The organism is Candidatus Accumulibacter phosphatis (assembly GCF_012939955.1).
In the GTDB taxonomy this organism is placed as follows: Bacteria; Pseudomonadota; Gammaproteobacteria; order Burkholderiales; family Rhodocyclaceae; genus Accumulibacter; species Accumulibacter delftensis.
The window spans coordinates 49,223-74,479 of record NZ_SPMY01000024.1 but is presented as its reverse complement, the minus strand read 5'-3'; the positions used below and the strand labels follow the sequence as shown (position 1 = coordinate 74,479).

Below are 25,257 nucleotides of genomic sequence, written 5' to 3'. Positions count from 1 at the left end.
AAGTTTGCCGACACGGTCGTCGCTTCTGACAGCAGGGTCACCCATTTGCCGGCCTCGGCCATGCATCGAGTAGGGCGAGAACAGGGTTAGCGATAGCCGGGCGATGCGCGTAAGCCCCCTGCGCGAGACGAGCTGATCGTCGCCGCCTACACGAGCGGCGCTACACGCATAGGGACATTGGCGATTGTTTCGGCTTACACTACGCCCTTGGGAGCAAGCTCCCAGCATTGGCAACTCTGGCGCCAAACGGGCAACAGGGAAGAGCTGACCCGGTGATCTGCCGCTTGGCGGTTGTCTGACGTCCGAGGCGCTTCGCCGGGAGTGCTGGCTTGCTCGCACATTCGTCAAGCTGCACGCCATATATCAATCAGGGGATGAACATGTCAGAAAAGAAGTCCGGAATCATTTACACACTCACCGATGAAGCGCCGTTGCTGGCGACCTGCGCCTTCCTGCCGATCATCCGGACTTTTGCCGGGCCGGCCGGCGTCGAGGTCGAGACCAGCGACATTTCCGTCGCGACCCGCATCCTCGCCGAATTTCCCGACTACCTGAGCGACAAACAGAAGGTTCCGAACACCCTCGCCGACCTCGGTCGCCGCACCCTGCTGCCGGAAACCAACATCATCAAGCTGCCGAACATCAGTGCCTCCCTGCCGCAATTGATGGCGGCGATCAAGGAACTGCAGGCGCACGGCTTCAATGTGCCCAATTTCCCCGAGAACCCGAAAACCGAAGTGGAAGAGGATATCAAGGCGCGCTATTCCAGGTGCCTGGGCAGCGCGGTCAATCCGGTGCTGCGCGAAGGCAACTCCGACCGCCGCGCACCGCAGGCCGTCAAGGGCTATGTGCGCAAGCACCCGCACTCGATGGCCAAGTGGAGCATGGCTTCGCGCACGCACGTGGCGCACATGACCCATGGCGACTTCTACCATGGCGAAAAGTCGATGACGCTGGACAAGGCGCGCGACGTCAAGATGGAGCTGCTCACCAAGAGCGGCAAGACGATGGTGCTCAAGCCCAAGGTCTCGTTGCTGGACGGCGAGATCATCGACTCGATGTTCATGAGCAAGAAGGCCTTGTGCGAATTCTATGAAGAGCAGCTCGACGACGCCCGCGAAACCGGTGTCATGTTCTCGCTGCACGTCAAGGCCACGATGATGAAAGTCTCGCACCCGATCGTCTTCGGCCACTGCGTGCGGATTTTCTACAAGGAGGCCTTCGAAAAGCACGCCGAGTTGTTCGCCGAACTGGGGGTCAATGTCAATAACGGCATGTCCAACCTCTACGACAAGATCGCCACCCTGCCCGAGTCCCGCCGCGAGGAAATCCTGCGCGATCTGCACGCCTGCCATGAGCACCGTCCCGAGCTGGCGATGGTCGACTCGGCCAAGGGCATCACCAACTTCCACTCGCCCAGCGATGTCATCGTCGATGCCTCGATGCCGGCCATGATCCGCATCGGCGGCAAGATGTGGGGCGCCGATGGCCGCCCCAAGGACACCAAGGCGGTGATGCCGGAATCGACCTTTGCCCGCATCTATCAGGAGATGATCAACTTCTGCAAGACCAACGGCAGCTTCGATCCGGTGACCATGGGTACGGTGCCCAACGTCGGCCTGATGGCTCAACAGGCCGAGGAATACGGCTCGCACGACAAGACTTTCGAGATCCCGGAAGCGGGCGTGGCCAACGTCACCGATCTGGCGACCGGCGAAGTGCTGCTGACGCAGAACGTCGAGGAAGGCGACATCTGGCGCATGTGCCAGGTCAAGGATGCGCCGATCCGCGATTGGGTCAAGCTGGCGGTCACCCGGGCACGCAACTCCGGCATGCCGGCAATTTTCTGGCTCGACCCCTATCGTCCGCATGAAGCCGAGCTGATCAAGAAGGTCGAGACCTACCTCAAGGATCACGACACCAGCGGTCTCGACATCCAGCACATGTCCCAGGTGCGCGCCATGCGCTACTCGCTGGAGCGGATCATTCGCGGCCTCGACACCATTTCGGTGACCGGCAACATCCTGCGTGACTACCTGACCGACCTCTTCCCGATCATGGAACTGGGCACCAGCGCCAAGATGCTCTCCATCGTTCCCTTGATGGCCGGTGGCGGCATGTACGAGACCGGCGCCGGCGGTTCGGCGCCCAAGCACGTCAAGCAGCTGGTCGAGGAAAACCACCTGCGCTGGGATTCGCTCGGCGAGTTCCTGGCACTGGCCGTCTCGCTCGAAGACCTGGGCATGAAGACCAACAACGCCAAGGCCACGCTTCTTGCCAAGACGCTCGATGAAGCGACCGGCAAGCTGCTCGACAACAACAAGTCGCCGTCGCCACGTACCGGCGAGCTCGACAACCGGGGCAGCCAGTTCTATCTCGCGATGTACTGGGCACAGGCACTGGCCGCACAGAGCGAAGACCAGGAACTGGCGGCGCACTTCACCCCACTGGCCAAAACGCTGACCGAGAACGAGGCAAAGATTGTCGAAGAGTTCCGGGCAGTCCAGGGCCGGCCGGTCGATATCGGTGGCTACTACGCCGCCGATTCGGAGAAGTGCAAGGCTGTGCTGCGCCCCAGCGCAACCTTCAACCAGGCACTGGCCGCAGCACGCGTCTGACCTGCGACACGGCCTTCGGGCCGTGATCCTTGACGACTCCGGGGTCCCCACGGCCCCGGAGCCAGCTCCTTTCAGCTCCTTTCAGCTCCCTCCCGGATCCGGCTCACCCGCCGCCAGCGAGCCCGGCGCAACTTCTCTCCTTCTCGCTCATGCATCGCTACGTCTATGTCCTGCTGGCAGCACTCAGCGCCGCCTGGATCAGCAGCCAACCGCTGACCGCCCTGCTCACTCCTGCCGCCGAGCGTCCGTGGGAGTTCTATGTGGCCCTGCTCCACGGCAGCGGCTATTTGTCGGCGACCTTGATGTCGGTGGCCATGCTCCTGGCGCTGCGCGGGCCGCGCCTGGAAGCGCTCGTCGGCGGACTGGACCAGTTGTATCGCGTTCACCGGCAAGTCGCCTTGCTCGCCATCGGCCTGGGCGCTACCCACTACGCGCTCAAGCTCGCCAGCAAGGCCCTGCGCCGCAGCGGCCTCCTCGCCAAGCCGGAAGATGCCAAGAGCCTGGCGCTGCAGATCTTTGAGTCCTGGCGCCCGATCGCCAAGGACTTTGCCGAATGGGGCCTCTATGTGGCCCTCGCTCTGGTCGCCGTAGCGCTGCTGCGACGCATTCCTTACCGCTACTTTGCCCGCCTGCACCGATTGATGCCAATCCTCTTCCTGCTCTTCGTCGTGCACTCGGTGGTGTTCATGCCGTCGCCGTTCTGGACCGCAATCGCCGGCCCACTGGCGGCGCTGTTAATGCTCGGTGGCACGGTCGCCGCCATCCTCTCACTGAGTGGATGGATAGGCGCCCGTCGCCGCACACTCGGCGAGGTCAGCGAAGTCCGCCCGATCGGCCTCGGCGTGCTCGAGGTACATGCCCGGCTGCGGGGCTGGAAAGGTCACCAGAGCGGCCAGTTTGCCCTGGTCACTTTCGACCCCCGCGAGGGCGCGCACCCGTTCACGATTGCCTCGGCCTGGCAGGGTGACGGACAGGTGCGATTTGGCATCAAGAGCCTCGGCGACTACACGCGCACACTGCCCAGTCGGCTGCGGGCCGGCGACCCGGTCATCGTCGAGGGACCCTACGGCCGCTTCGATTTCGTCGCCGCGCAGGCGCGCCAGATCTGGATCGCCGGCGGCATCGGCCTGACCCCTTTTGTCGCCCGTCTCGAAGCACTCGCCAGCGCGGGCGGCAAGCCCCCTCCGATCGATCTCTTCTACTGCACACGCCAGGTCGACGCCGACATCGTGGCTCGCCTGAGCGCCGGCGCCGCGGCTGCCGGCGTCTGCCTGCACGTGATCGACAGCAGCCGCGGCGATAGCCTGAGCGTCGAGCGGCTGCTCGCCGACGTACCGGCCTGGGCCGAAGCCAGTATCTGGTTCTGTGGTCCGACGGCTTTCGGCCTCGCCATGCGTGCAGGACTGACCGCCCGCGGACTTGCCCCTGGCGCCTTCCACCAGGAGGCCTTCGAGTTTCGCTGAAACTTGCGCCAGTCTGCCCCTGCTCAGTCAGGTCCAAGGCCGGCCCGTGCTAAAGTCGAAGCCGGCATGAAAACCAGACGAATCCATACCCTGCACCGACCAGCCGTCGGCCCGACGCGTTCGCCGCGGCTCCTTTTTGTCCATGGCGGCTACGCCACGGCGGGCTGCTGGGACGCCTACTTCCTACCTTACTTCAGCCGTCTCGGTTTCGATTGCCGGGCGCTTGATCTCGCCGGCCACGGCACCAGCGACGGCCGCGAGCGGCTCGACTCCTTCGGGCTCGACGACTATGTCGAAGACGTCACGCAGGTCGCGCAAGGGATCGCGGAGCCGCTGATCCTGATCGGACACTCGATGGGCTGCGTCGTCGTCGAGCGCGTCCTTGAACAGCAGCCGGCGCAAGCCGCGATCCTGATGGCGCCGGTACCGCCCGGCGGCATTCTTGGTGCGACGATGAACATCGCCTGCAGCCAACCGTCGTTCTTCGGCGAGCAGGCGCGCGCCACGCAGGGCGAGTACAGCGAGAAAACATTGCGCACGATACGCGACGTGTACTACTCACGCGACACGAAAACCGAGGATCTGCTCCGCTTCGGAAAGCTGTTCCAGTCCGAATCCCGGCGCGCCCTCCTCGATCTGACGCTACTGGCGATGCGCATCGGCGGACGCCGGCCGAAGCTGCCGGTTCTGGTTGTTGGCGGCGAGGCCGACGCAGTTTTCCAGGCGAGCCTGCTACGCTTCACCAGCAGCCGCTGGCAGGCGCAGGAGGCCGTCATTCCGGCCGCCGGCCATACCCTGATGCTCGACGCCCATTGGCAGGCTGGGGCGGCGACGATCGCCGCCTGGATCGAGCTGCTGCCGTAGCGGCTTGGCAGCAGCTTGAAAAGCGGGCTGCGCCATGCCTGTGCGCAGCGCTTTCGCGCTCAGCCGCCAGGCGTCGCCGCCTGGCAGTCCTTGAGCTGCCGACGCTGCTCGGCGTCGAGCCTCCAGACGGTTCGTTTTTCATCGGCAAATGCAATCGCCTGCTCGGGGAGGAATGCATAGCGCTGCGCCTGCGCGGTTTTCCCCCACACCCACAAGGAAGCGCCGCTGTAGGCGCACAATCGCGCCACGAACTCGCCGGGGAGAAGCAGGACGGCACGCATTCTTGCGGGGTCAAACTGGCCAGCGTCATAGAGCTCCTTGCGCCAGTTGTCGTGGGCCGCAATCGCCGCCACATCCTGCCAGCCGCTGACCACCCAGACGTCGTTCTCGGGCCGCAGATAGAAGGGCAGGTCGTACTCGTACTCGTCGATCATCACGATCTGCTCGTCGGGGCTGTACAAGGGCGCCACCTGCTTGCTCAAGCTTCTCGTCGAGGTCGAATCAAACACCAGCACCAGAGCAATCAAGGAAACGCACAGGCTGCCGGCAAGGAGCAGGCTGCCGCCCAGATAGAGCGAGCGCTCGGCGCGCGACGCCTGCGGCTCCTGCCCCTCCAGTCCATCCGTTCCCACCTCCTTGCGCTGCTGCAGCCAGCCAAGCAGCACGTCGGCGATCAGGAAGGCCAGCGGCGGCAGCGCCGGAAGGACGTAGCCGAGGAGCTTTGAATTCGGCAGCGAGAAGAAGACGAGAATGCCGAGCATCCACACCAGCATCAGGCTGCGGATCTCGACCCTCGCCGGGTCCACCAGGAACTTCCAGGAGCAGGCGCGCACGATCCACGGCGACCACGGCAGCGCGCCGAGAAGCAGCACCGGGACATAGAACCAGAAGGGCTGGGCATTGCTGAAGCCGGTCTGCGAGAAGCGCTGGAAGTGGTGATAGACGAAGAAGTAGTCCCAGAAACCGCTGTACAAGATCTGCATCCAGACGAACCACGGCGCAGCAACAGCAAAGAAGAGGCCGATCATCGGCAGCGACAGCAGCGCCGGGATCAAGCGGTAACGCTTGCGCAACAACACCCACGCCAGCAGGATCGCGCCGGGAAGGACAAAGCCGATCAAGCCCTTGGCAAGAACGCCCAGGGCAGCAAAAACGTAGGCTGCGGCCAGCGCAGGGCGATACGACTGGCCGCTAGCGAGGCGCAGAATGGCGCTCGCCCCACAGACGATGGTCGCCGCGATCATGCCGGCGACGAGCATGTCGAGATTGGCATACTGGGCGCCGGCAAAAAACATGGGCTGGGTCACCAGCACCGCCACCGCCAGGGTCGCCAGGCGTTGCTCGGCATAGCGCCTGACAAAGAAGAACAGCCCGCCGACGGCGACCAAGGCACCAAAAACAGAGGCCAGGCGCCCCGCCCAGTCGTTGACCCCGAAGAGCTTCAGCGACAGTCCGGTCAGCCAGTAGAAAAGCGGCGGCTTGTGAAAATACGGCAGGCCATCGAGGGTCGGCGTCAGCCAGTCGCCACTGCTGAGCATCGCCCAGGCAACCCCGATATAGCGCCCCTCGTCAGGCAGCATCAGCGACCTTGTGCCGGCCAGCATGGCCAACCACGCGGCACAGAGGAGGAGCACGAGAAACTTGCTCCGCGCTTCGAGGAGGCTCGCCGCCACGGCGGAAAGAAAGTGCTTCATTTCTCTACTCGACAGGAAATGTTGCCGGGTTCAGGCCGCTGCCGCCCGGCGGCGCCGGCAGGGAGACAGCCGTCGCAGCGTTGGACGCCCGCCGCCCAGCCTCGAGGCGATCACGAGAGAAGGTGCAAGGCGAGGCAATGGAGGTCATGGCGATCATGGGGACGTTGGGGACGTTGGTGGCAAGGAGACCGCGCTCATTTTTTTTGCGGCCGGCGGCTACGCGCCGTCTCGAGATGCTGGCAGAGCAATTCGGCGCCCTCGAGCAGGCGCGGCGTGTGGCGCTGGATCAGGTCGGGGGGGGACGAAGAACAGATTATCGCGCGCTACCGCCTTGATCGACGTCCAGCCTTGCCAGTCATTGAGCCACTCGGGGCGCGATTCACTCATGCCACTGGCGACGATCGCTTCCGGATTGGCCGCAATGACCGCTTCGACAGTCACCGTCGGCGCCATCGTCTCGAGGCTGCCGAACACATTCTCGCCACCGCACAGGCGGATGACGTCGGAGATGATCTGGCGACGGCCGACGGTCATCAGGGGTTGCTTCCAGATCTGATAGAAAGTGGGCACCGGCGGCCGCTGGCCGTAGCGCTTCTGCAGTGCGGCCAGACGCTGGCGAAAGCTGGCCGCGGCCGCGTCGGCGACCGCCTTGCTGCCAGCCAGCACGCCAAGGCGCTCGATCTCGCTGGCCACGTCCTCGATACGGTCGGGCTGCGAGACGTAGACCGCGAAACCGAGTGCCCGCAAGCGCGCGAGATGGGCAGCGGCGTTGCCGCTCTGCCAGCCGATGATCAGGTCCGGGCGCAGCGCGATGACGCGTTCGAGGTCGATCTGCGCGTAACTGCCGACGCGCGCAATGGCGGCTGCCGCCGGCGGGTAATTACTGTACTCGACACTGCCGACGATGCGCTCGCCGGCGCCCGCGGCAAACAGCGTTTCGGTCAGGTGCGGTGCCAGGCTGATGATGCGCTGCGCCGGCTGCGCGAGGCGCAACCTGGTGCCGACATCATCGATCACCTCGACCGCCTGCTCCGCCGCGTGCAGCAGACCGACGCTGCTCAGCAGGCAGATGGCAAGCGCGAGCCGCAAGGACGCAGCAAGCATATCAGGCAACCCAGGTGGCGAGAGCGGAAGCCAGGCGCTGCCACTCACTCTCGTGGCCGGGCAAGCCGCAGCGCAGCAAGCCGTGCGCCGGAAAATACCGGGTCAGAATGGCCTGCCGCGCCAGGTGTTCGAAGAGCGAGGCCGCGTGCGGCGTCGCCAGGCTGACGAACAAGGCGGTGCCGCCGAGCTCGCCGAAGGGCTGCAGCAGCACCGTCAGCCGCGCCGCGGCAGCGGCCAGTTCCTGGCGCGTCTGTGCCTGCCAGCGGCGATCGGCCAAGGCCTGGCTGGCCACGGCACGCGCCGGACCGGACAGCGGCCAGGGACCGATTGCTTCGCGCAGCAGCGCCAGCTTGTCGTCGGCAGCGAAGACAAAACCGACGCGCGCCCCGGCCAGGCCGAAGAACTTGCCGAGCGAACGCAGGACGATCAGATTGGGTAGCTCGGGGCTACCGGCCAGAGCGGCCAGGGAGTTCTCGGGCTCGGCGTCAGCAAAAGCTTCATCAACCACCAGCCAGCCACCGCGCTGCTGCAACTGCCGTGCCGCAGCGAGCAGCTCGGCGGCCGGCAAACGCCTGCCGGTCGGGTTGTTGGGGTTGCAAAGCACGATCATCGGCGTCGCCACGGCGAGGGCGCGCGGCAAGGCAACGTTCTCCAGGCGGCGCACGCGATGGCCGGCGCGCTGCCAGGCCTGGGGATGCTCTTCATAGATCGGCGTCATGCAGGCCACTGCCAGGGGCGGGAAGAGCGCAGGCAGCAGCTGGATCGCTGCCTGCGAACCGGGCAAGGCGAGCAGCCGCTCGCTGCCATAGTACGCGGCAGCCGCCGCGTCCAGACCGTCGTCGTCCTCCGGCAGGCGTTGCCAGCACCGCCGGTCGATCGCCGGCACCGGATAGGCATGCGGATTGATGCCGGTCGACAGGTCTAGCCAGTCGGCCAGCGTCCAGTCGCCGAAGGCCGCAAACTGCTCGGCAGCGGCGCGCAGCCGACCGCCATGTTCAAGCACGCGCCAGGCCCCAGCAGACGAGCAGCGCCAACCACAGCAGCATGCTGCGCCGGACGAGCGTCAAGGCCTGCGCAATATCCTCGCCAGCGGCCGGCCGGCCTTGCCCGAGTGGCGGTCGTTCCTCAACATGACCGTGATAGCAAGCCGGCCCGCCCAGGGCGACTCCCAGGCTGCCGGCGCCGGCAGCCATTACCGGGCCGGCGTTGGGGCTCTTCCAGTTTGCGGCCTGCTCGCGCCAGCAGCGCAAGGCGCTGCGCGTGCGACCGCAAAGGGCGTAGGAAAGCGCGGTCAAGCGCGCGGGAGCGAAGTTGAGCAGGTCATCGAGACGCGCGGCCGCCCAGCCGAAGTCGGCAAAACGCGGGTTGCGGTAACCCCACATGGCGTCGAGCGTATTGGCCAGGCGAAAAAGCAGCGCCCCCGGCCCACCGAGCAGGGCGAACCAGAACAGTGCCCCGAAAATGGCGTCGTTGCCATTCTCCAACGTCGATTCGAGGCAGGCACTGGCGACGCCGGCAGCGTCGAGATCTTCGGTTTGCCGCGAAACCATCCAGCCGACGTGCTGCCGCGCCTGCAGCAGATCGCCGCTCGCCAGATCGTCAGCGACGCGCCGAGCGTGCTCGCCGAGGCTGCGCGCGCCGAGCGCCAGGGCAAGCAACAGCACATGCAGCAGCCAACCCGGCCAGCCCGCCGGAATCAGCCATTCGACCACAGCGAACAGCGGCAGGATCAGCAAGGACCAGGCCAGCAAGCCACGCAGGCGGCGTCCGCCAGCAAGGTTCAAGCGCTGCTCGACGGCGTTGGCCAGGGCGCCAAAGCCGACCAGCGGATGCCAGCGCCGCGGCTCGCCGAACAGTCGATCGAGCCCGACGCCGGCCAGCGCGGCGAGCGGCAGAAAGAGGGCGGCGGGTATCTGAACGGCAAGGAAGGCTGAGGAAAACACAGTCGGCATGCGAAAATGGGAGCAGCGAAAACCTGGATTCTACGATGAACGAGCGTCCCACCCCCAGCCTGATGGTTCAAGGCTGTACTTCCGACTCCGGCAAAACAACGCTGGTCGCCGCCTTGTGCCGCATCCTGCACCGCCGCGGTGTGCGCGTCGCGCCTTTCAAGCCGCAGAACATGGCTCTCAATTCAGCGGTCACCATCGACGGCGGCGAGATTGGCCGCGCACAGGCGCTGCAGGCGCTGGCGGCCGGCATCCCGACGCACTCCGACTTCAATCCGGTCCTGCTCAAGCCGGCGACCGACAAGCGGGCGCAGGTGATCATCCACGGCAAGGCCCTGACCGACCTCGACGCGCGCGACTACCACGCCTACAAGCCGCGGGCGATGCAGGCGGTGCTCGAATCGTGGCGGCGCCTGACTGCACAATACGACTGCCTGCTCGTCGAAGGCGCCGGCAGCCCGGCGGAGATCAATCTGCGCGACCGCGACATCGCCAACATGGGTTTCGCGGAGGCCGTCGACTGCCCGGTGATCCTGATCGCCGACATCGATCGTGGTGGCGTCTTCGCGCATCTCTGCGGCACCCTCGACCTGCTCTCGGCATCCGAACAGGCGCGCGTCAAGGGCTTCGTCATCAACCGCTTTCGCGGCGACATCGGCCTGCTCGAAAGCGGCCTGCGCTGGCTCGAGGAGCGCACCGGCAAGCCAGTGCTCGCCGTCCTGCCCTACCTGCACGGCCTCTACCTCGACGCCGAAGACGCCTTGCCGCGCGCAGCACTGGCCAAGAAGGACACGGCGCTGCGTGTGGTGGCACCGGTGTACCCGCGCATTTCGAACCACAACGACCTCGATCCGCTGCGCTTCCACCCGGAAGTCGATTTTCGTTTCATTGGTCCCAACGAGGCCGCACCGGCCTGCGACCTGATCGTGCTGCCGGGGTCAAAAGCGGTGCAGGCCGACCTCGCATGGCTGCGCGCGCAAGGCTGGGAGGAAGCGATCCGACGGCACCTGCGTTACGGCGGCAAGCTGATCGGCATCTGCGGCGGGCTGCAGATGCTCGGCCACCAGTTACACGATCCGCTGGGACTCGAAGGTCCTCCGGGCAGCTCGTCGGGACTCGGCTGGCTGGAGTACGAAACGCGGCTGGCCGTTGAAAAAACCTTGCAGAACGTCAGCGGCGAGTTGTTGCTGCCGGGCGCGGCGAGCGTCAGCGGTTACCGCATCCACATGGGCGTCACCCAGGGCGCGGCCCTGGCCACCCCGGCCCTGCGGCTCGCCGGCCAGCCGGATGGCGCGCTATCGAGCGATGGCCAGATTCTGGCCACCTATTGCCACGGCCTCTTCGACTCGCCAGCCGCACTGGCCGCCTTGCTGACCTGGGCAGGCCACCGGCCAAGGCAGGATTTCGACGCACAGCAGCGCCGGGAAGCCGACATCGATCGCCTCGCCGACGCCGTCGAAGCGCACCTCGACCTGCGTCAGCTGGCGGCCTGGCTGCCAGCGCAAGCGCTGCTGCCCGCGCCGTGCACGGCTCAACTCGACAGGTGGTGACCGTTAGTCGACCGGATCTTCGCCGCGCACCAGCAGCAAGGACCTGCGCCCCTTGCGAACCAGGCGCTCGGCGACGCTGCCAACGAAAAAGCGCTCGATGCCGCGGCAGCCGTGCGTGCCGACCACCAGCAGGTCGGCACGCCATTCGGCCGCCGCCTCGATGAGCATGTCGGAAACATGTTTCTGCTCCGACTCCACGACCTTGATCTCGACCTCGAGTCCGGCCGCGCGCGCCTTTTCGGCAGCCTTGCCGAGAAAACCTTCAGCCCCCATGCGCAAACGTGCTTCGGTCTTGCCGACACTGTTCGGCAACATCATCGCCACATCACGTTGGGCAAGCACGGTTTCGTCAATGGCATGGCAGATGGCTACCTGCGCACCGGTGCTCTTGGCCAGTTCGATGGCTGTTTCCAGTACCCTGTCGGTCATGAAACTCTGGTCCAGGGCGACCATGATTCGCTTGTACATTGCTCACTGCTCCTCGCTGGGCAGACAAGTTGTCTGACAACCTGGAGAATAGCACTCATCACGCTTGTCGAAAACAGCGCCGGATCAACGCAAGATCAACGCAAGGTCAGCGGCAAGCCGGCGACCACCAGGGTCACCCGCTCACATACCGCCGCCACCCGCTGGTTCAAGCGGCCCTGCTCGTCGGCAAACAGGCGCGACAGCGCCGCCATCGGTACGATGCCCCAACCAACCTCGTTGCTGACCAGGATGATCTGCCCGGGTAAATGCGGCAAGATCTCGACCAGGGCGGCGGTAGCGCCAGCAAAGAGCGGGCAGGAAACGCTTTCGCCTGCTTCGACCTGGCGCGCGGCGTCACCGGCAAAGAGCAGGTTGGACAACCACAGGGTCAGACAATCGACCAGCAGGCAAACGCCCGGTGCCGCGTGCCTGCGCAAGGCAGCGGCCAGATCGACGGGCTCCTCGATCAACCCCCAGTCAGCGCGGCGCCGTTGCCGATGGTGCGCGATGCGCTGCGACATTTCGCCGTCGAGCGCCTGCGCCGTCGCCAGGTAGACCACCTGCAGGCCACTCTCGCTGGCCCGGCGCTCGGCCAGGACACTCTTGCCCGAACGGGCTCCACCAATGATCAGTTCTCGCATCCGGCGAAGATTAGCATGCCGCGGGGCGGGTATAATCGACCCTTTGCCGGGGCTCGCCAGACGATGCACTTCTCCATCCCGCCGACGATCCCGCTTCCTGCGCTGCAGGCGCGCATCGATGGCAAAACCAAACCTCCCGGTTCGCTCGGCCAACTCGAGCGCCTGGCACAGCAGATCGGCCAGCTGCAGCAATCGCTGACGCCGAGCCTCGGGCAGCCGCAGCTGCTGGTCTTCGCCGGCGATCACGGCGCCGCCCGTGCCGGCGTTTCGGCCTACCCGCAGGAAGTGACCTGGCAGATGGTCGAGAACTTCCTCGCCGGCGGCGCAGCAATCAATGTCTTCGCTCGCCACAACGGCTTGCAACTGCAGGTCATCGACGCCGGCGTGGCGCACGACTTCGGCGCCCGCGACGGCCTGGTCGACGCCAAGATCGGCTTCGGGACGAACAACTTCATCGAGCAGGCGGCAATGAGCGAGGACGACTGCCAGGCGGCCATCGCGCGCGGCGCGGCGATCGCTCGCCAGCTCGCCGATGACGGCTGCCAGGTGATCGGTTTCGGCGAAATGGGCATCGGCAACACCGCCGCCGCAGCCCTGCTTACCCATCAGCTCACCGGCACGCCCTTGGCCGACTGCGTCGGCCGCGGCACGGGCCTCGACGACGCCGGACTGGCACGCAAACAGGCACTGCTGGCACGAGCTGCGGCCCGTGCGGCACTGGCGCCTGGCGCACCAGCGCTGAGCGTGCTCGCCGAGTTCGGCGGTTTCGAAATCGCCATGATGGCTGGCGCCATGCTCGCCGCAGCCGAGCGTGGCATGCTCCTGCTGATCGATGGCTTCATCGTCACTTCGGCACTCCTGGTCGCCGCCGAAATCGCTCCGGCGATTGGCGACTATTGCGTTTTCTGTCACCGCTCTGCCGAACCGGGTCACCAGGCCCAATTACGCGCCCTGCACGCCGAGCCCTTGCTCGATCTCGGACTGCGCCTTGGCGAAGGAAGCGGCGCCGCGCTGGCCTGGCCTCTGGTCCGCAGTGCCGTCGCTTTCCTCAACGAAATGGCCAGCTTTGAGTCCGCCGGGGTCAGCACGCAGGCCTGACCGGCACCTAGTCCAACTGGGTAACTGTGTCTGTGTCGCCGCAGGGAAGGCGCGACACCAGCGCGCCGTCTACTGGCCGACCGCAGGACGCTCATCGAGTCTCTGCCCCGCCTGTTCGAACTCGGGACGAAGCTGACTCGCACCGCGGTAGCGCGGCTGGATGTGCGCTTCCGGCGTCGGGGCCACGTCACGTGGCAGCGGCGAAAACTGGACGGGTGGCGGATTCGGCGCAAAACGCCCACCGTAGTTGCGCTCGTAGCGATCGAGGAAGCGTCGCAGTTGCCCGTAATTCGCACAGTTCAAAGCCGGGCAAGGTGCAAACGAGTCGTCGGCAAACGACGGCGGAAAAACTGCGCCGTAAGGTGCGTACCGAGGCCCGACGATTACTGCGCCAGAAACGGCGAAATTTCCCGCAGTGGCGTCGACGAGAGTCGTCGCCAGTGCGGCGGCAAGGAGAAGAGTCGGGCGCATGTGGCGCAGTGTAGCACCCCAAGACCGCCCACTCCGGCAGCAGGCCCGTGCCGACGCACCGAGCACACCCGGGTCAGAGAGCGCCGACAAAAAATCCGACAAGGCAAGGCGAAGAGTGACAATCTGCACAGACAGCTGCGGAGGAATCCCTAGAATCAAGCTCATCGCGCACGGATTACCGACCACTCTTTGACCTCCGTTGCGGGGACTCAAAGCAACGATTGGAGCCTTGGCCTAAATCATGAAATGCCCTGACTGTAACTCCAAAGACATCCGCCGTTCAAGGCGACGCGGCCTATGGGAAGGAATGATACTTCGGCGCAGGAACGAGGCTCCATTTCGTTGCTGCGCCTGCGACTTGCGTTTCATTGCCAGGAACGAGGCGCTCGATCCCGGCCGCACTGACCACTACGTGCCCTTCGCTGGCTATCTCGGTCTGGCGGGATGGCCCAGGCGGGTATTTACCGATCAAATGATCTTGAGTAGCCTGCTGGTCGCGACGCTGCTGGTCCTTGCGCTCGCCGTCATCGCCCTCGCTTTCAGTTGGATTGACCCTGCTCTCCTGCGCCTGGACGGAGCCACCCCGCCCCCAAACCGCTAAGCGATCGCCACCATCAAGGGCAGCGCCAATTGCCGAGCGGATGCGCGCAGCCCATACTGCGGCGCACAAATTTTGCTCGGCCCATAGCGACAAGCGGTGTTAAAATAGGCCCTTGGTCGATGTGCACTACGGTCAACCGTTTGCCTTCATGATCGTTGTACACCCTTTCACCGTCGCTAAGGAACCCCCCTATGAAACGCTCGCTACTCCTCGCTGCACTGCTCGCTCTTGCCGTTACCGCCTGTGGAAAGAAAGAAGAGGCCAAGACCGTCGCAGCTCCTGCGCCCGCTCCGGCCGCTGCTCCTGCTCCTGCTCCTGCTGATGCTGCTCCTGCCGCCGCTCCTACTGCTGCTCCTGCGGCGGCTACTCCGGATGCTGCTCCTGCACCGGCGGCTGCGCCTGCCGACGCCAGCAAGTCCACCACCGACGAGGCCATGGACAAGGCCAAGGAAGTTGTCGACGCCGCAGCCAAGGGCGCTGGCGATGCTGCCCAGGACGCAATGAAGAAGTAATCGTTGCGCTTCCAGAGCAAGCAAAGAAAAGCCGGCGCAAGCCGGCTTTTCTTTGCCGACCCGCTGCGTCCCCTCTTAATGTGAAAGTCGCGCAAGCGACTCACGAAACTCCCTTCTCCTTGCGGGAGAAGGGCCGGGGGTGAGACGGGGAATTCTGGGCGCATGCGCCCAGCCCGTCGAACGATTCCGGCGTGCAAGCCGGAATGCGCACTGCAAGTGAGAGGGAAAACGGTCATGGCTTTCATCATCAGGGGTGTCTCGACATGTCATGACCGTTAGCCTGACAAGCGTGCGGCTTCTTCAGCTCAACTGCCGCCAGGCGAAGCCGCCCTCCTGATCAGCGACGCCGATCCAGTCATCGCTGCAGCCGAGGGCCGCGGCGAGCGCAGTGACGGCCAGCTGCGGACGATTGTTCTCCTGGCTGAGGTGAGCCGCCACCAGATGTTGCAGGCGGGCGCCGTCGATCTGGCGCACAAGACTTGCCGCCTGACTGTTCTCCAGATGCCCGAAACGTCCGCCGATCCGCTGTTTGAGGACCGCCGGATAGCGCGACGCGGCGAGCAGGGCGCGGTCATGGTTGCACTCGAGCACGAGCGCGTCGCAGGCGCCCAGCACTTCGACGATGTACGGCGTAATCGAGCCGCTATCGGTGAGCACGCCAAGGCGATGCTGGCCATCATCAAACCGGTATTGCACGGGTTCGCGTGCATCGTGAGGAACCGGGAAAGGCAGCACTTCCAGGCCGTCAATCGCAAAAGCCGTGTGTCCGTCGATCAGTCGACACTCAGGCAAACTCGCCGAGCCTCGCGTAGCCGCCGCATGCGTACCGTGCGTGAGATAGACCGTGAGCCGATGACGACGGGCAAAGGCGAAGACACCGCCCAGGTGATCACCATGCTCGTGGGTGACCAGTATCGCCGCCAGTTGATCGGGGGTGGCGCCCAGACGGGCCAGCCGGGCCGTCGCCACGCGAGTCGAGAAACCGCAATCGACCATCACCTTCGTCTCGCCGGCCTCGACAATCAGGGCGTTACCCTGACTGCCGCTGCCCAGCGACGCGAAACGCATCACTTCAACTGTTGGTAGAGCAGGTTGAGGATTTTTTTCGAGGTTTCGGATTGATCGACGCCACCTTCGGCCGTCAGTACCTGGACCGTCGACCGACTGCCCGCATCCTTAACGAAGATCCGGTACTGAATCTTTTGCTTTTCGGCCGGATTGTCCTTGAACGGATTCAGCTTGGAGAAGAAACCGGGCTCCTGCTTCGCGTCGTCCGTTTCAGGATCAACATAGCGAACGAAGTACAGGCCCCTGGAGCGATCGCGGTCGATGACGGTAAAACCGACACGATCAAGCACCAGACCGACTCGCCGCCAGGCGCGCTCGAAGGACTCATCGACATCCAGGGTGCCGGCCCCGTCTGTACCGCGCGAAAGGGAAGCACGCTCGACGGGTTTTTCCTGGGCCGCCTGAATGGCTGCCGTCGCGCGCTTCTCGTCGCTGCCCAGGCGAATCATCAGGCGACGCAGCATCTCGGCTTCAAGTTCCGGATCGGGCGGGCGCGGCTGCCACTTGGTCTGTTCCTTGCCCTCGGAGACGAAAATCTCGTACATGCCGCGATGACTGATGAAGATGTCGGTCGTGCCGGGGGTGATTCCCGCTTCCAGACGAGTGCGGAATTTGTCCCTCTCGGCCGTCGAGTACACCGAATCGATGACCTTGCCGAGGATGTTACGAATGAAGTCCTGCGAAATCTTGGCGCGGTTTTCGGCCCAGTCGGTCTCCATCACGCCGGCATCGGGCAGATCGAGCTTGAGGACAAAGCCGGTTTCCTGCCAAAAGTCCTTGACCGGTCCCCAAAGCTTGTCGGGCGAGCCTTTGACCACCAGCCAACGCTCGTTACCGGCGCGTTCGATGCGCGCGTTGTCGACTTCCGGCAGGACGTCGCTCTTCTGCTGAGCCAGCGCCTCTGGCGAACGTTCGGCGTTGTACGCGGAGTAGGTCGCCGACCCTTTGCCGCCACCGGTGTCGGGAACGGCGTAACGATCATCGCGCGTCGGCGAAGTCAGATCAGGCGGTATTTCGAGCGTCGGCACCTGGCTCTTGGAGGCCGTCTTGTAGTCGATTTTCTTGGTCTCGAAGGTCGTGCTGCAGGCCAGCAGCAGCAGCGGCGCCATCAGCAAGCCGGCAAGTCGAACGTGCGCAACGATAGGACTCATTTGGCAACTCCGATCTAGGCGAGTACGCCAGCCTGGCGCATGGCAAGGCGAACCCGCTCGTGACAAGCGGGCGATAGTGGCGTCAGCGGCAGCCGTAGTCCAGCCTCGATCAGGCCCAACTCCTGGCACGCCCACTTGACCGGAATCGGATTCGCCTCACAGAACAACTGCTGGTGCAGGCCGAGCAGGCGCGCGTGCAGCGCGCGCGCGACGATCGCGTTTCCAGCCAGCGCCGCGGTACACATTTCATGCATCAAACGTGGCGCCACATTGGCCACCACCGAGATGTCCCCCTGGGCACCCATCAGGATCAAGGCACAGGCACTGGCATCGTCGCCGCTATAGACGGCAAAGCCTGCGGGGGCACGGGCGATCAGGTCGGTACCGCGTTCGATGTTGCCGGTAGCGTCCTTGATGCCGACGATATTCTCGATCTCGGCCAGTCGCAGCGCGGTGTCATTGCCCAGATCGGCAACTGTCCGCCCCGGCACATTGTAGAGAATCACCGGGATCTCGACGGCTTCGGCAATGGCCCGGAAATGGCGATAGAGGCCTTCCTGGGTCGGCTTGTTGTAGTACGGCACCACCGACAGCGCGGCGTCGGCACCTGCCTGGTGGGCGAAACGGGTCAACGCGATGGCTTCAGCGGTGGAATTGGCGCCGGTCCCGGCGATCACCGGGACGCGGCCAGCAGCCTGCTTGACGGTAACCCGTATCAGTTCGCAGTGTTCGTCGACATTTACCGTCGGCGATTCGCCGGTCGTGCCGACAATGACGATGGCGTCAGTCCCCTCCTGCACGTGAAAGTCGACAAGACGGCGCAGAGCCGGCAGGTCGAGGCTGCCATCGGCGTGCATCGGGGTGACGATCGCGACGATCGATCCTGTAATCATGGTCATGGGTGGGCGCCCGAGCAAGAGCCGAAAGGGTTCGGCCGTGGAAAATCAAGCCTCCAATTTTAACTGAAGGCACGCGCCTTGGCCATGAAAATGGCCAAGCACCGGGGCGCAGGAGAAAACACCGTTGACGGAAAAACACCGTTCACGGAAAAAAAACAGCCTCAGAAATCAGCCAACACCCGCAAGTGGGCGACGACGCTGCGCGCCAGCGCGGAGAGTGCGTAACCGCCTTCGAGCATCGACACGATGCGCTTTTGCGCGCACTCTTCGGCGAGCTCGGTCAATTGGCCGGTGACCCAGGCGTAATCTTTCTCGAGCAGCCGCAAGCCGCCCATCTCGTCTTCGTAGTGCGCATCGAAACCGGCCGAGATGAAGATCATCTCCGGCTGAAACTCGCGCAGACGCGGCATCCACAACTCACTGACCACCTGCCGAAACTCTTCGCCGTCGGTATCACGGCTGAGCGGCACGTTGAGCATGTTCGAAGCCGGTTTCTCGGTGCCGCTGTAGGGGTAGAAGGGATGCTGGAAGGTGCTGACCATCAGCACGCGTTGATCGCCCTTGAAGATGTCCTCGGTGCCATTGCCATGGTGCACATCGAAATCGACAACCGCCACCCGCGACAGCTTGTGCTCTTCCAGGGCATGCGCCGCAGCGACGGCGATGTTGTTGAAGAAACAGAAGCCCATCGCCGACTCGCGTTCGGCATGGTGACCGGGCGGGCGCACCGCACAGAAAGCGTTCTGCACCTCACCGGCCATCACCAGGTCGACCGCCAGCACCCCTGCCCCAGCCGCGCGCAGCGCCGCTTTCCAGGTATGCGGGTTCATTGCCGTATCCGGATCGAGGTGCACGATACCCAGCTCTGGCGAGGCACGCTTGACACGTTCCAGATGAGCCGCCGGGTGCACCCGCCGCAGATGCTGAAAGCTCGCCAGCGGGGCATCGTGATAGGCAAAATACGAATCAACACCCTGCGCAATCATGTGATCACTGATCGCGGTCAGGCGATCCGGGCATTCCGGATGATACGAGCCCATGTCGTGTAACTGGCAGTCTCGATGGGTGATGAATGCGGTACTGGTCACTATTGCCTCTCTGCCGCAATCGGAGGTCGCCATGGACATCGGGATCTGCGGGAAATCAAGTTATCTGATGATGGTTTATTATCGTCGCAATTGCGCCACTACGACAAGCCATGCGACCAATCACCCGACAATCTCCGCTTGACGAAATCCTTGCCGCCGCCGACCAGGTGATTCTTGGCAAGAGCCGGCAGACGCGCCTGGCCCTGTGCTGCCTGCTGGCCAAAGGTCATCTGCTGATCGAAGACCTCCCCGGCGTCGGCAAGACAACGCTGGCGCATACCCTGGCTCGCCTGCTCGGTTTCCAGTTTTCGCGCGTCCAGTTCACCAGCGACATGCTGCCGGCCGACATTCTCGGGGTTTCGGTCTTCGACCGCGACCGCGGCGATTTCCGCTTTCTGCCCGGCCCCGTGTTCTCGCAGGTCGTGCTTGCTGACGAGATCAACCGCGCGACGCCAAAAACGCAGAGCGCACTGCTCGAAGCCATGGAAGAGGGACAGGTGACCACCGAGGGCGAGACACGCCCCCTGCCGCAACCGTTTTTCGTCATTGCCACGCAGAATCCCTCGAACCAGATCGGCACCTTCCCCTTGCCCGAATCGCAGCTCGATCGCTTCCTGCTGCGCATCGAACTCGGCTACCCGGATCACGCCGCCGAACGCGCGCTGCTCGAAAGCGGCGGCCGCCGCGAGCAACTGCCAACGCTTAGCGCGCGCCTGAGCGCGAGCGATTTTGCGGCACTGCAACAGCAGGTGGCAGCGGTGCATGCCTCGGCCGCCGTTCTCGACTATCTGCAGCGCGTGGTCGAAGCGAGCCGTGAAGACGCCCGCCTGGTGCATGGCCTGAGTCCCCGCGCCGCCTTGTCACTGCTGGCAGCGGCGCGCGCCTGGGCGTTTACCGCCGGCCGCGAGATGGTCCTGCCCGAAGATGTGCAGGCCGTCCTGCCGGCCGTTGCGCGCCACCGGCTGCAACTGCTCAGCGGCAGCCATGCCGGCGCGGAAGACATCGCCGCCCTGATCCGCGCCATCCCGGTTCTCTGATGCCGGCGCTGGCCTCCTTCCAGCGCTGGCTGTTTCGCCTGGCTCCTGACGAGCAGTTACCGATCGTCCTCAGCCAGCGCCGCATCTTCATCGTGCCGACGCGGGCCGGCATCCTCTATGCCGTCGTTCTGATGGTCATGCTGATCGGGGCCATCAACTACAACCTCAGTCTCGGCCACGCGCTGATTTTCCTGCTCGCCGGACTGGGTATCGTGGCCATGGTGCATACCTTCCACAACCTCTTCGGCCTGCGCCTGACGCCCGGGCGAGTGCCCGCAGTTTTCGCCGGGGATCTGGCACACTTCCCGCTACAGCTCGAAAATACCCGTCGGCAAACGCGTCGCGCTCTCGACTTTTCCTTTGCCGGACAAGCGACGAGCAGTGTCGACCTGCCCGCAGAAGGGCGCGCTTCGGTCGCTGTCCCCTTTGCCACGCAGCGGCGAGGCCGCCTCGACCCGGGTCGGGTAACACTCGCCACGCGCTATCCGCTGGGGCTCTTCCGCGCCTGGAGCTACCTCCACCCGCGCTGGTCGTGCATCGTTTATCCACGGCCCATACGAACAGCGCTGCCCGCGCCGTCGCCGACCATGCACGCCGATCATCTGCACGGCGACAACGGCCAGGAAGATTTTGCCGGCTTGCGGCCGCGCCAGCTCAGCGACCCGACCCGGCACATCGCCTGGAAAGCGGTCGCCCGGCGGTCGGACGAACAAGCGCACCTGGTCAAGCAGTTCGCCGGTGGCGCCGCCGAGGAACTGTGGCTAGCCTGGTCGCTGACGGCGAGCGAGGACGGCCCCGAAGAGCGACTGTCGATACTGACCGGCTGGGTATTGAGCGCCGACGAAGCGCAGGCACGCTACGGCCTCAAGCTGCCCGGAAAACAGCTCGCCGTCGGGCAAGGCGAGGCACACCGGGCGAGCTGCCTGCAAGCCCTGGCGCTGCATGGTGAAAGTGGTGAAGCACCTGAAAGCAGTCGGCAAGCCTAGCGCCAGGCCGGGGTCGCTGCCCCTGCTGACGCTCGAACACGGCGCCATACCCTGGCTGCTCGCCGTTGCCCTGGCGACTGCCGGACCGCACGCCGCGCACCTGCCCTGGTGGCTGTCGCTGCTCGTCGGCGGCACGCTGCTGTGGCGCGCCTGGCTATGGCAGCAGCGGCGCCCGCTGCCACCGCGCTGGGCGCTGGCGCCACTGGTCATCGGCAGCATCGCAGCCATTGCCTGGCAATTCGGCACCCTCCTCGGCAAGGATGCGGGGGTCGCGCTGCTGGTCGTTTTCATGGCCTTGAAACCCATGGAGATGAGCAGCCGGCGCGACGCGCTGGTGGTCGTCCTGCTCGGCTATTTTCTGCTGCTCACCCATTACCTGTACTCGCAGAGCATCCCCACCGGCGCCTGGCTGCTGGCCGCCATCGCCCTGCTCACCGCAGCCTTGATCCGGCTGCACGGCGGTGCCCAGCCGGTCGCCACCATCCTCCGCCATGCCGCCCTGCTGCTGGCGCAGGCGCTGCCTTTCATGCTCATTCTCTACCTCCTCTTCCCTCGCGTTGCGGGCCCGCTGTGGGGCTTGCCGCAGGACGCCTACTCCGGACTCAGCGGCCTCTCCGAAGAGATGTCACCCGGCACCATCAGCCGCCTGACCCTCTCCGGCGCCATCGCCTTGCGCAGCCGTTTCGCCGGTGAGCCGCCGGAGAAATCCGACCTCTACTGGCGCGGTCCGGTATTCGACGAGTACGACGGCCATACCTGGCGCGCACGCGCCCTGCCGGCCAAGGCGGCGCAGCAGTTGCCGGTGGTCACAGGAATCGGCGCGCCGCTGGCCTACAGCAGCATCCTCGAAGCCCACAACCGGCGCTGGTTGCTGGCCCTGGACATCGCCACCCGCCTGCCGCCCGACAGCGCGCTGGCGCCGACGCTCGAAGCCCTGGCTCGCGAGCCGCTACGCGTACGCACGCAGTTTTCCTTTGCCTCGTCAATCGACTACCGCGCCAATGTGATCGAAGCACCAGCGATCCTGCAGCAAGCGCTGGCTTTACCGAAGGAAATCAATCCGCGCAGCCGCGCACTGGCCAGCGAATGGGCCTCGCGCCCGCCCGAAGAAATCGCCGCAGCGGCACTGGCAATGTTTCGCAACGAGGACTTCTACTACACCCTGCGTCCATCGCTGCTCGGCGCGAACGCCATGGACGAGTTCCTCTTTGACAGCCGCCGCGGCTTCTGCGAGCACTACGCGTCGGCCTTCGTCTTCCTGATGCGCGCAGCCGGCGTTCCGGCGCGGGTGGTCGCTGGTTACCAGGGCGGCGAGCTCAATCCGGTCGACGGCTATGTCGTCGTGCGCCAGTCCGATGCCCACGCCTGGGCCGAAATCTGGCTGGCCGGACAAGGCTGGGTGCGCTTCGATCCGACCGCCGCCGTAGCCCCCTCGCGCATCGAACAGGGAATCGACGCCGCCTTGCCGGCAGGCGAGCCCTTGCCGATGATCGTCCGCCTCGACAGCGACTGGCTGCGCCAGTTGCGCAACCGCTGGGAAGCGGCCAACAACACGTGGAATCAGTGGGTACTCGGTTACAATCCGCAACGCCAGCGCGAAGTGCTCTCGCGCCTCGGCTGGCGTGACCCCGACTGGCGCGGCATGAGCGCCTCGCTGGCCATACTCTGTGGCCTCGCCCTGTTGCTCGTCATCCTGTGGACGCTGCCGCGACGACTCGCCGCGGACCCGGTGCAACGCGCCTGGCAAAAGTACTGCGCAGCGCTCAAGGGGCGCGGAATACTGCGCGCCGAATGGGAAGGGCCGCTCGATTTCGCGCGCCGGGTGGACCGCGAAAGACCGGATCTTGCCGCCCTCACCAGCGAAGCAGCGGGCTATTATGCCGAGCTGCGCTACGGTCGCAGCGCCGGCAACAGCCAGCTGCTGCGACGCCTGCAACAGTGCGTACGCCGCCTGCCACCGCGAAGGAGAAAACACTCTTGAAAAGAACACTCACCGGCCTGCGCTGCCGCCTGCTCGCTGCTCTGCTCACCACTCTGCTGCCACTTTCCGGCCACGCCCAGCAGTCCGCCGCCTTCAGCGAACAAGCAGAGGTGCAGGCCTTCATCGTCGACATGCACAAGCAGCACGGCTTCGACATCAGCGCATTGACCAGCCAGTTCGCCAGCATTCACTCGAACGCCACGGTGTTGCGCCTGATCCGCCCGCCGGCCCGCCCGAGCAAACAGCGCTCGTGGCAAAGCTACCGGCAACGCTTCGTCAACGGCCCGCGCGAAGCGGGTGGCCTGCGCTTCTGGGAAGAGAACGGCGCCCTCCTGCAGCGGGCCGAAGCAATCTACGGCGTTCCCGCCGAAATCATCGTCGCCATCATCGGCGTCGAGACTTCGTACGGACAAAACACCGGCAGTTTCAGCGTCCTTGAAGCCCTCGCCTCACTGGCTTTCGATTACCCGCCGCGAGCCGAATTCTTTCGCAGCGAGCTCGAAAACTTCTTGCTCCTGAGCCGCGAAAACGGCGACGACCCGCTCGCCATCCAGGGTTCCTACGCCGGCGCCATGGGCATCCCGCAGTTCATGCCCAGCAGCCAGCGCAACTACGCGGTGGACTTCGATGGCGATGGTCGTATTGACCTGCGCCACAGCACCGCCGACGCCATCGGCAGCGTGGCTCGCTACCTGCAGCAGTATGGTTGGCAGAAAGGCGCTCCGGTGGCCGTGCCGGCACGCGTCGACGGCGACCCCGCAGCGCTGATCGCAGCCGGAATCAAGCCTGCGCTGACGGTCCAGGAACTGAGCGCGCGCGGCGTCTTCATGGCCCGCCCAGCCGACGCCGACGCCCAGCGAGCGGCAGCGCTGATCGATCTGGAAACGCCGGGCCGGCCAACACAATACTGGCTCGGCTTCGACAACTTCTACGTGATTACCCGCTACAACCGCTCGAGCTTCTACGCGATGTCGGTTTTCCAGCTGGCAGAAGTCGTGCGCGAAGTGCGCCACAACCGGCTGGCAGCGACGCGCTAGAGCAGGTTGTCGCGCGTCACGCCGCCGCGTCGAATGATGCGCCGTAGCTGATCGAGCGCTTCGATCTGAATCTGGCGAACGCGTTCGCGAGTCAGGTTCAGGTCGCGGGCGATTTCCTCGAGGGTGGATGTCTCGCCACCGTCAAGTCCGTAGCGGCGTTGCAGCACCTGCTGCTGTTTCTCGGCGAGTTGCCCCACCCATGTACCGAGCAGGTCACCCACCTCGCTGCACTGCAACAGTTCGTCGGGATCCATCAGGCTGTCATCGGCGATCACCTCGCCGATGGTGCGACTGGGGTCGACCTGTAGCGGCGCATCAAGCGAAGCGATGCGCTCGTTGAGGGCCAACACGCGGCGCACGTCCTCGACTGGGCGGTCAATCAGATGCGCGATCTGGTCGACGCCGATATCCCGCCCGTTCGCCGCTTCCAGGTGGCGAACAGCGCGCAGCACGATGTTGATTTCCTTGACCACGTGCACCGGCAGGCGGATCGTCCGCGATTGATTCATGATCGCCCGAGCGATGCCTTGCCGGATCCACCAGGTGGCATAGGTCGAGAAACGAAAGCCACGATCGGGCTCGAATTTTTCTATCGCATGGATCAGCCCGAGATTCCCCTCTTCGATCAGGTCGAGCAGGGGCATACCACGGTTGAGATAGTGCTTGGCGATGTTCACCACCAGGCGCAGGTTGTGCTCGATCATCTTCTGCCGCGCCGAAAACTCTCCGGCCCGGGCGCGTCGTGCCCAGGCCGCTTCCTCGGCCGGCGAAAACAGCGGCTTGGCGCCGATGTCGTTCAGGTAGTGCTGGGTGACGTCGTTGAGCAGTTCGGCTTCGGGCGACTGCAAAGCCTCTTCGGACTCCGGCTCGACGAGCGGGAGCGGCTCAGCGCCTAAAAACTCCGGTTCGTCGAGATAACTCTCCAGGCGACCCTCACGATCAGAGTCGGCATCGGAATCGAAGCGTCCGGACATTGG

Annotated in this window: 22 protein-coding genes and 1 pseudogene; 11 read left to right on the top strand and 12 right to left on the bottom strand. The window is 64.9% G+C overall.

The genetic code is table 11. From position 1 onward, the window contains the following. Positions 1-380: 380 nt before the first annotated feature. From E4Q23_RS09315 to E4Q23_RS09305, 3 genes are all read left to right on the top strand, one after another. On the top strand, positions 381-2,618 hold the full coding sequence (locus E4Q23_RS09315) for an NADP-dependent isocitrate dehydrogenase (protein ID WP_169066384.1): 2,238 nt from the start codon (positions 381-383) through the stop codon (positions 2,616-2,618). A gap of 149 nt (positions 2,619-2,767) precedes the next feature. Continuing rightward, on the top strand, positions 2,768-4,081 hold the full coding sequence (locus tag E4Q23_RS09310) for a ferredoxin reductase family protein (RefSeq protein WP_169066383.1): 1,314 nt from the start codon (positions 2,768-2,770) through the stop codon (positions 4,079-4,081). A 66-nt stretch (positions 4,082-4,147) separates the two neighbouring features. Next, a complete protein-coding gene (locus E4Q23_RS09305) occupies positions 4,148-4,945 on the top strand; it encodes an alpha/beta hydrolase (protein ID WP_169066382.1) in 798 nt (265 codons plus the stop codon). Positions 4,946-5,004: 59 nt separating this feature from the next. Here E4Q23_RS09305 and E4Q23_RS09300 read toward each other — a convergent pair whose 3' ends face one another. The 4 genes and pseudogenes from E4Q23_RS09300 to cbiB form a co-directional block, all read right to left on the bottom strand. Continuing rightward, positions 5,005-6,639, bottom strand: coding sequence for an ArnT family glycosyltransferase (locus E4Q23_RS09300; protein WP_169066381.1), 1,635 nt, complete (start codon positions 6,637-6,639; stop codon positions 5,005-5,007). Between the two features lie 194 nt (positions 6,640-6,833). Then, positions 6,834-7,743: pseudogene (locus tag E4Q23_RS09295) on the bottom strand (cobalamin-binding protein). A 1-nt stretch (position 7,744) separates the two neighbouring features. Continuing rightward, positions 7,745-8,746 carry a threonine-phosphate decarboxylase CobD gene (gene cobD, locus E4Q23_RS09290; protein WP_169066380.1) on the bottom strand — a complete coding sequence of 334 codons (1,002 nt, stop codon included), beginning with the start codon at positions 8,744-8,746 and terminating at the stop codon, positions 7,745-7,747. Continuing rightward, entirely contained in the window at positions 8,739-9,695 is a 957-nt protein-coding gene (gene cbiB, locus E4Q23_RS09285; protein WP_169066379.1) for an adenosylcobinamide-phosphate synthase CbiB, read from the bottom strand. Before cbiB ends, cobD begins: the two co-directional genes overlap by 8 nt. Before the next feature lie 35 nt (positions 9,696-9,730). Between cbiB and E4Q23_RS09280 the strand changes: the two genes are divergently transcribed. Then, the gene (locus E4Q23_RS09280; protein ID WP_169066378.1) at positions 9,731-11,242 is read left to right on the top strand and encodes a cobyric acid synthase; all 1,512 of its coding nucleotides are present in this window, start codon (positions 9,731-9,733) and stop codon (positions 11,240-11,242) included. Between the two features lie 3 nt (positions 11,243-11,245). Here the strand turns inward: E4Q23_RS09280 and E4Q23_RS09275 are convergent, their stop codons facing one another. Together E4Q23_RS09275 and cobU are read right to left on the bottom strand one after the other, a co-directional pair. Beyond that, positions 11,246-11,710 carry a universal stress protein gene (locus E4Q23_RS09275; protein WP_169066377.1) on the bottom strand — a complete coding sequence of 155 codons (465 nt, stop codon included), beginning with the start codon at positions 11,708-11,710 and terminating at the stop codon, positions 11,246-11,248. 95 nt (positions 11,711-11,805) lie between these two features. Next, positions 11,806-12,351 (bottom strand): bifunctional adenosylcobinamide kinase/adenosylcobinamide-phosphate guanylyltransferase, encoded by a 546-nt coding sequence (gene cobU / locus E4Q23_RS09270; protein WP_169066376.1) that lies wholly within the window; start codon positions 12,349-12,351, stop codon positions 11,806-11,808. Positions 12,352-12,414: 63 nt separating this feature from the next. Between cobU and cobT the strand changes: the two genes are divergently transcribed. Then, on the top strand, positions 12,415-13,449 hold the full coding sequence (gene cobT / locus E4Q23_RS09265) for a nicotinate-nucleotide--dimethylbenzimidazole phosphoribosyltransferase (protein WP_169066375.1): 1,035 nt from the start codon (positions 12,415-12,417) through the stop codon (positions 13,447-13,449). Between the two features lie 69 nt (positions 13,450-13,518). Here cobT and E4Q23_RS09260 read toward each other — a convergent pair whose 3' ends face one another. After that, positions 13,519-13,920, bottom strand: coding sequence for a hypothetical protein (locus tag E4Q23_RS09260; RefSeq protein ID WP_169066374.1), 402 nt, complete (start codon positions 13,918-13,920; stop codon positions 13,519-13,521). Positions 13,921-14,278: 358 nt separating this feature from the next. Here E4Q23_RS09260 and E4Q23_RS09255 point away from each other — a divergent pair, with 358 nt between their 5' ends. Beyond that, a complete protein-coding gene (locus E4Q23_RS09255; RefSeq protein WP_169066373.1) occupies positions 14,279-14,521 on the top strand; it encodes a hypothetical protein in 243 nt (80 codons plus the stop codon). A 191-nt stretch (positions 14,522-14,712) separates the two neighbouring features. Further along, a complete protein-coding gene (locus E4Q23_RS09250; RefSeq protein WP_169066372.1) occupies positions 14,713-15,033 on the top strand; it encodes a hypothetical protein in 321 nt (106 codons plus the stop codon). Positions 15,034-15,333: 300 nt separating this feature from the next. Here E4Q23_RS09250 and E4Q23_RS09245 read toward each other — a convergent pair whose 3' ends face one another. The 4 genes from E4Q23_RS09245 to E4Q23_RS09230 form a co-directional block, all read right to left on the bottom strand. Further along, positions 15,334-16,101 carry an MBL fold metallo-hydrolase gene (locus tag E4Q23_RS09245; protein ID WP_169066397.1) on the bottom strand — a complete coding sequence of 256 codons (768 nt, stop codon included), beginning with the start codon at positions 16,099-16,101 and terminating at the stop codon, positions 15,334-15,336. Then, complete coding sequence (gene bamC, locus E4Q23_RS09240; protein WP_169066371.1) at positions 16,101-17,252, bottom strand: outer membrane protein assembly factor BamC; 1,152 nt, start codon at positions 17,250-17,252, stop codon at positions 16,101-16,103. The genes E4Q23_RS09245 and bamC overlap by 1 nt, the downstream gene beginning before the upstream one ends. A 14-nt stretch (positions 17,253-17,266) precedes the next feature. Beyond that, positions 17,267-18,145, bottom strand: coding sequence for a 4-hydroxy-tetrahydrodipicolinate synthase (gene dapA / locus E4Q23_RS09235; RefSeq protein WP_169066396.1), 879 nt, complete (start codon positions 18,143-18,145; stop codon positions 17,267-17,269). A 167-nt stretch (positions 18,146-18,312) separates the two neighbouring features. Beyond that, positions 18,313-19,239, bottom strand: a complete 927-nt coding sequence (locus tag E4Q23_RS09230; RefSeq protein WP_169066370.1) for a histone deacetylase family protein — start codon at positions 19,237-19,239, stop codon at positions 18,313-18,315. 110 nt (positions 19,240-19,349) lie between these two features. Between E4Q23_RS09230 and E4Q23_RS09225 the strand changes: the two genes are divergently transcribed. From E4Q23_RS09225 to mltB, 4 genes are read left to right on the top strand one after another with little or no spacing between them, the layout of a single operon-like run. Continuing rightward, positions 19,350-20,276 carry an AAA family ATPase gene (locus E4Q23_RS09225; RefSeq protein WP_169066369.1) on the top strand — a complete coding sequence of 309 codons (927 nt, stop codon included), beginning with the start codon at positions 19,350-19,352 and terminating at the stop codon, positions 20,274-20,276. After that, on the top strand, positions 20,276-21,262 hold the full coding sequence (locus tag E4Q23_RS09220; protein WP_169066368.1) for a DUF58 domain-containing protein: 987 nt from the start codon (positions 20,276-20,278) through the stop codon (positions 21,260-21,262). Before E4Q23_RS09225 ends, E4Q23_RS09220 begins: the two co-directional genes overlap by 1 nt. After that, positions 21,231-23,243: a DUF3488 and transglutaminase-like domain-containing protein gene (locus E4Q23_RS09215; RefSeq protein WP_336511648.1), complete on the top strand. Its 2,013-nt coding sequence runs from the start codon at positions 21,231-21,233 to the stop codon at positions 23,241-23,243. Before E4Q23_RS09220 ends, E4Q23_RS09215 begins: the two co-directional genes overlap by 32 nt. After that, positions 23,240-24,280 carry a lytic murein transglycosylase B gene (mltB, locus tag E4Q23_RS09210; RefSeq protein WP_248595339.1) on the top strand — a complete coding sequence of 347 codons (1,041 nt, stop codon included), beginning with the start codon at positions 23,240-23,242 and terminating at the stop codon, positions 24,278-24,280. The genes E4Q23_RS09215 and mltB overlap by 4 nt, the downstream gene beginning before the upstream one ends. On the opposite strand, the gene rpoS is transcribed toward mltB, so the two are convergent. Further along, the gene (rpoS, locus tag E4Q23_RS09205; RefSeq protein WP_169066366.1) at positions 24,277-25,254 is read right to left on the bottom strand and encodes an RNA polymerase sigma factor RpoS; all 978 of its coding nucleotides are present in this window, start codon (positions 25,252-25,254) and stop codon (positions 24,277-24,279) included. The two genes, mltB and rpoS, sit on opposite strands and share 4 nt — an antisense overlap. Positions 25,255-25,257: the final 3 nt, after the last annotated feature.

Excerpts from the sequence above, each read along its gene's own strand:
- dapA (WP_169066396.1), bottom strand. The coding sequence starts at position 18,145 with ATGATTACAGGATCGATCGTCGCGATCGTCACCCCGATGCACGCCGAT.
- cbiB (WP_169066379.1), bottom strand. The coding sequence starts at position 9,695 with ATGCCGACTGTGTTTTCCTCAGCCTTCCTTGCCGTTCAGATACCCGCC.
- E4Q23_RS09245 (WP_169066397.1), bottom strand. The coding sequence starts at position 16,101 with ATGCGTTTCGCGTCGCTGGGCAGCGGCAGTCAGGGTAACGCCCTGATT.
- E4Q23_RS09225 (WP_169066369.1), top strand. The coding sequence starts at position 19,350 with ATGCGACCAATCACCCGACAATCTCCGCTTGACGAAATCCTTGCCGCC.
- E4Q23_RS09260 (WP_169066374.1), bottom strand. The coding sequence starts at position 13,920 with ATGCGCCCGACTCTTCTCCTTGCCGCCGCACTGGCGACGACTCTCGTC.
- cobU (WP_169066376.1), bottom strand. The coding sequence starts at position 12,351 with ATGCGAGAACTGATCATTGGTGGAGCCCGTTCGGGCAAGAGTGTCCTG.
- E4Q23_RS09275 (WP_169066377.1), bottom strand. The coding sequence starts at position 11,710 with ATGTACAAGCGAATCATGGTCGCCCTGGACCAGAGTTTCATGACCGAC.
- E4Q23_RS09310 (WP_169066383.1), top strand. The coding sequence starts at position 2,768 with ATGCATCGCTACGTCTATGTCCTGCTGGCAGCACTCAGCGCCGCCTGG.
- bamC (WP_169066371.1), bottom strand. The coding sequence starts at position 17,252 with ATGAGTCCTATCGTTGCGCACGTTCGACTTGCCGGCTTGCTGATGGCG.
- rpoS (WP_169066366.1), bottom strand. The coding sequence starts at position 25,254 with ATGTCCGGACGCTTCGATTCCGATGCCGACTCTGATCGTGAGGGTCGC.
- E4Q23_RS09315 (WP_169066384.1), top strand. The coding sequence starts at position 381 with ATGTCAGAAAAGAAGTCCGGAATCATTTACACACTCACCGATGAAGCG.
- E4Q23_RS09300 (WP_169066381.1), bottom strand. The coding sequence starts at position 6,639 with ATGAAGCACTTTCTTTCCGCCGTGGCGGCGAGCCTCCTCGAAGCGCGG.
- E4Q23_RS09220 (WP_169066368.1), top strand. The coding sequence starts at position 20,276 with ATGCCGGCGCTGGCCTCCTTCCAGCGCTGGCTGTTTCGCCTGGCTCCT.
- cobT (WP_169066375.1), top strand. The coding sequence starts at position 12,415 with ATGCACTTCTCCATCCCGCCGACGATCCCGCTTCCTGCGCTGCAGGCG.
- E4Q23_RS09280 (WP_169066378.1), top strand. The coding sequence starts at position 9,731 with ATGAACGAGCGTCCCACCCCCAGCCTGATGGTTCAAGGCTGTACTTCC.
- E4Q23_RS09305 (WP_169066382.1), top strand. The coding sequence starts at position 4,148 with ATGAAAACCAGACGAATCCATACCCTGCACCGACCAGCCGTCGGCCCG.
- E4Q23_RS09250 (WP_169066372.1), top strand. The coding sequence starts at position 14,713 with ATGAAACGCTCGCTACTCCTCGCTGCACTGCTCGCTCTTGCCGTTACC.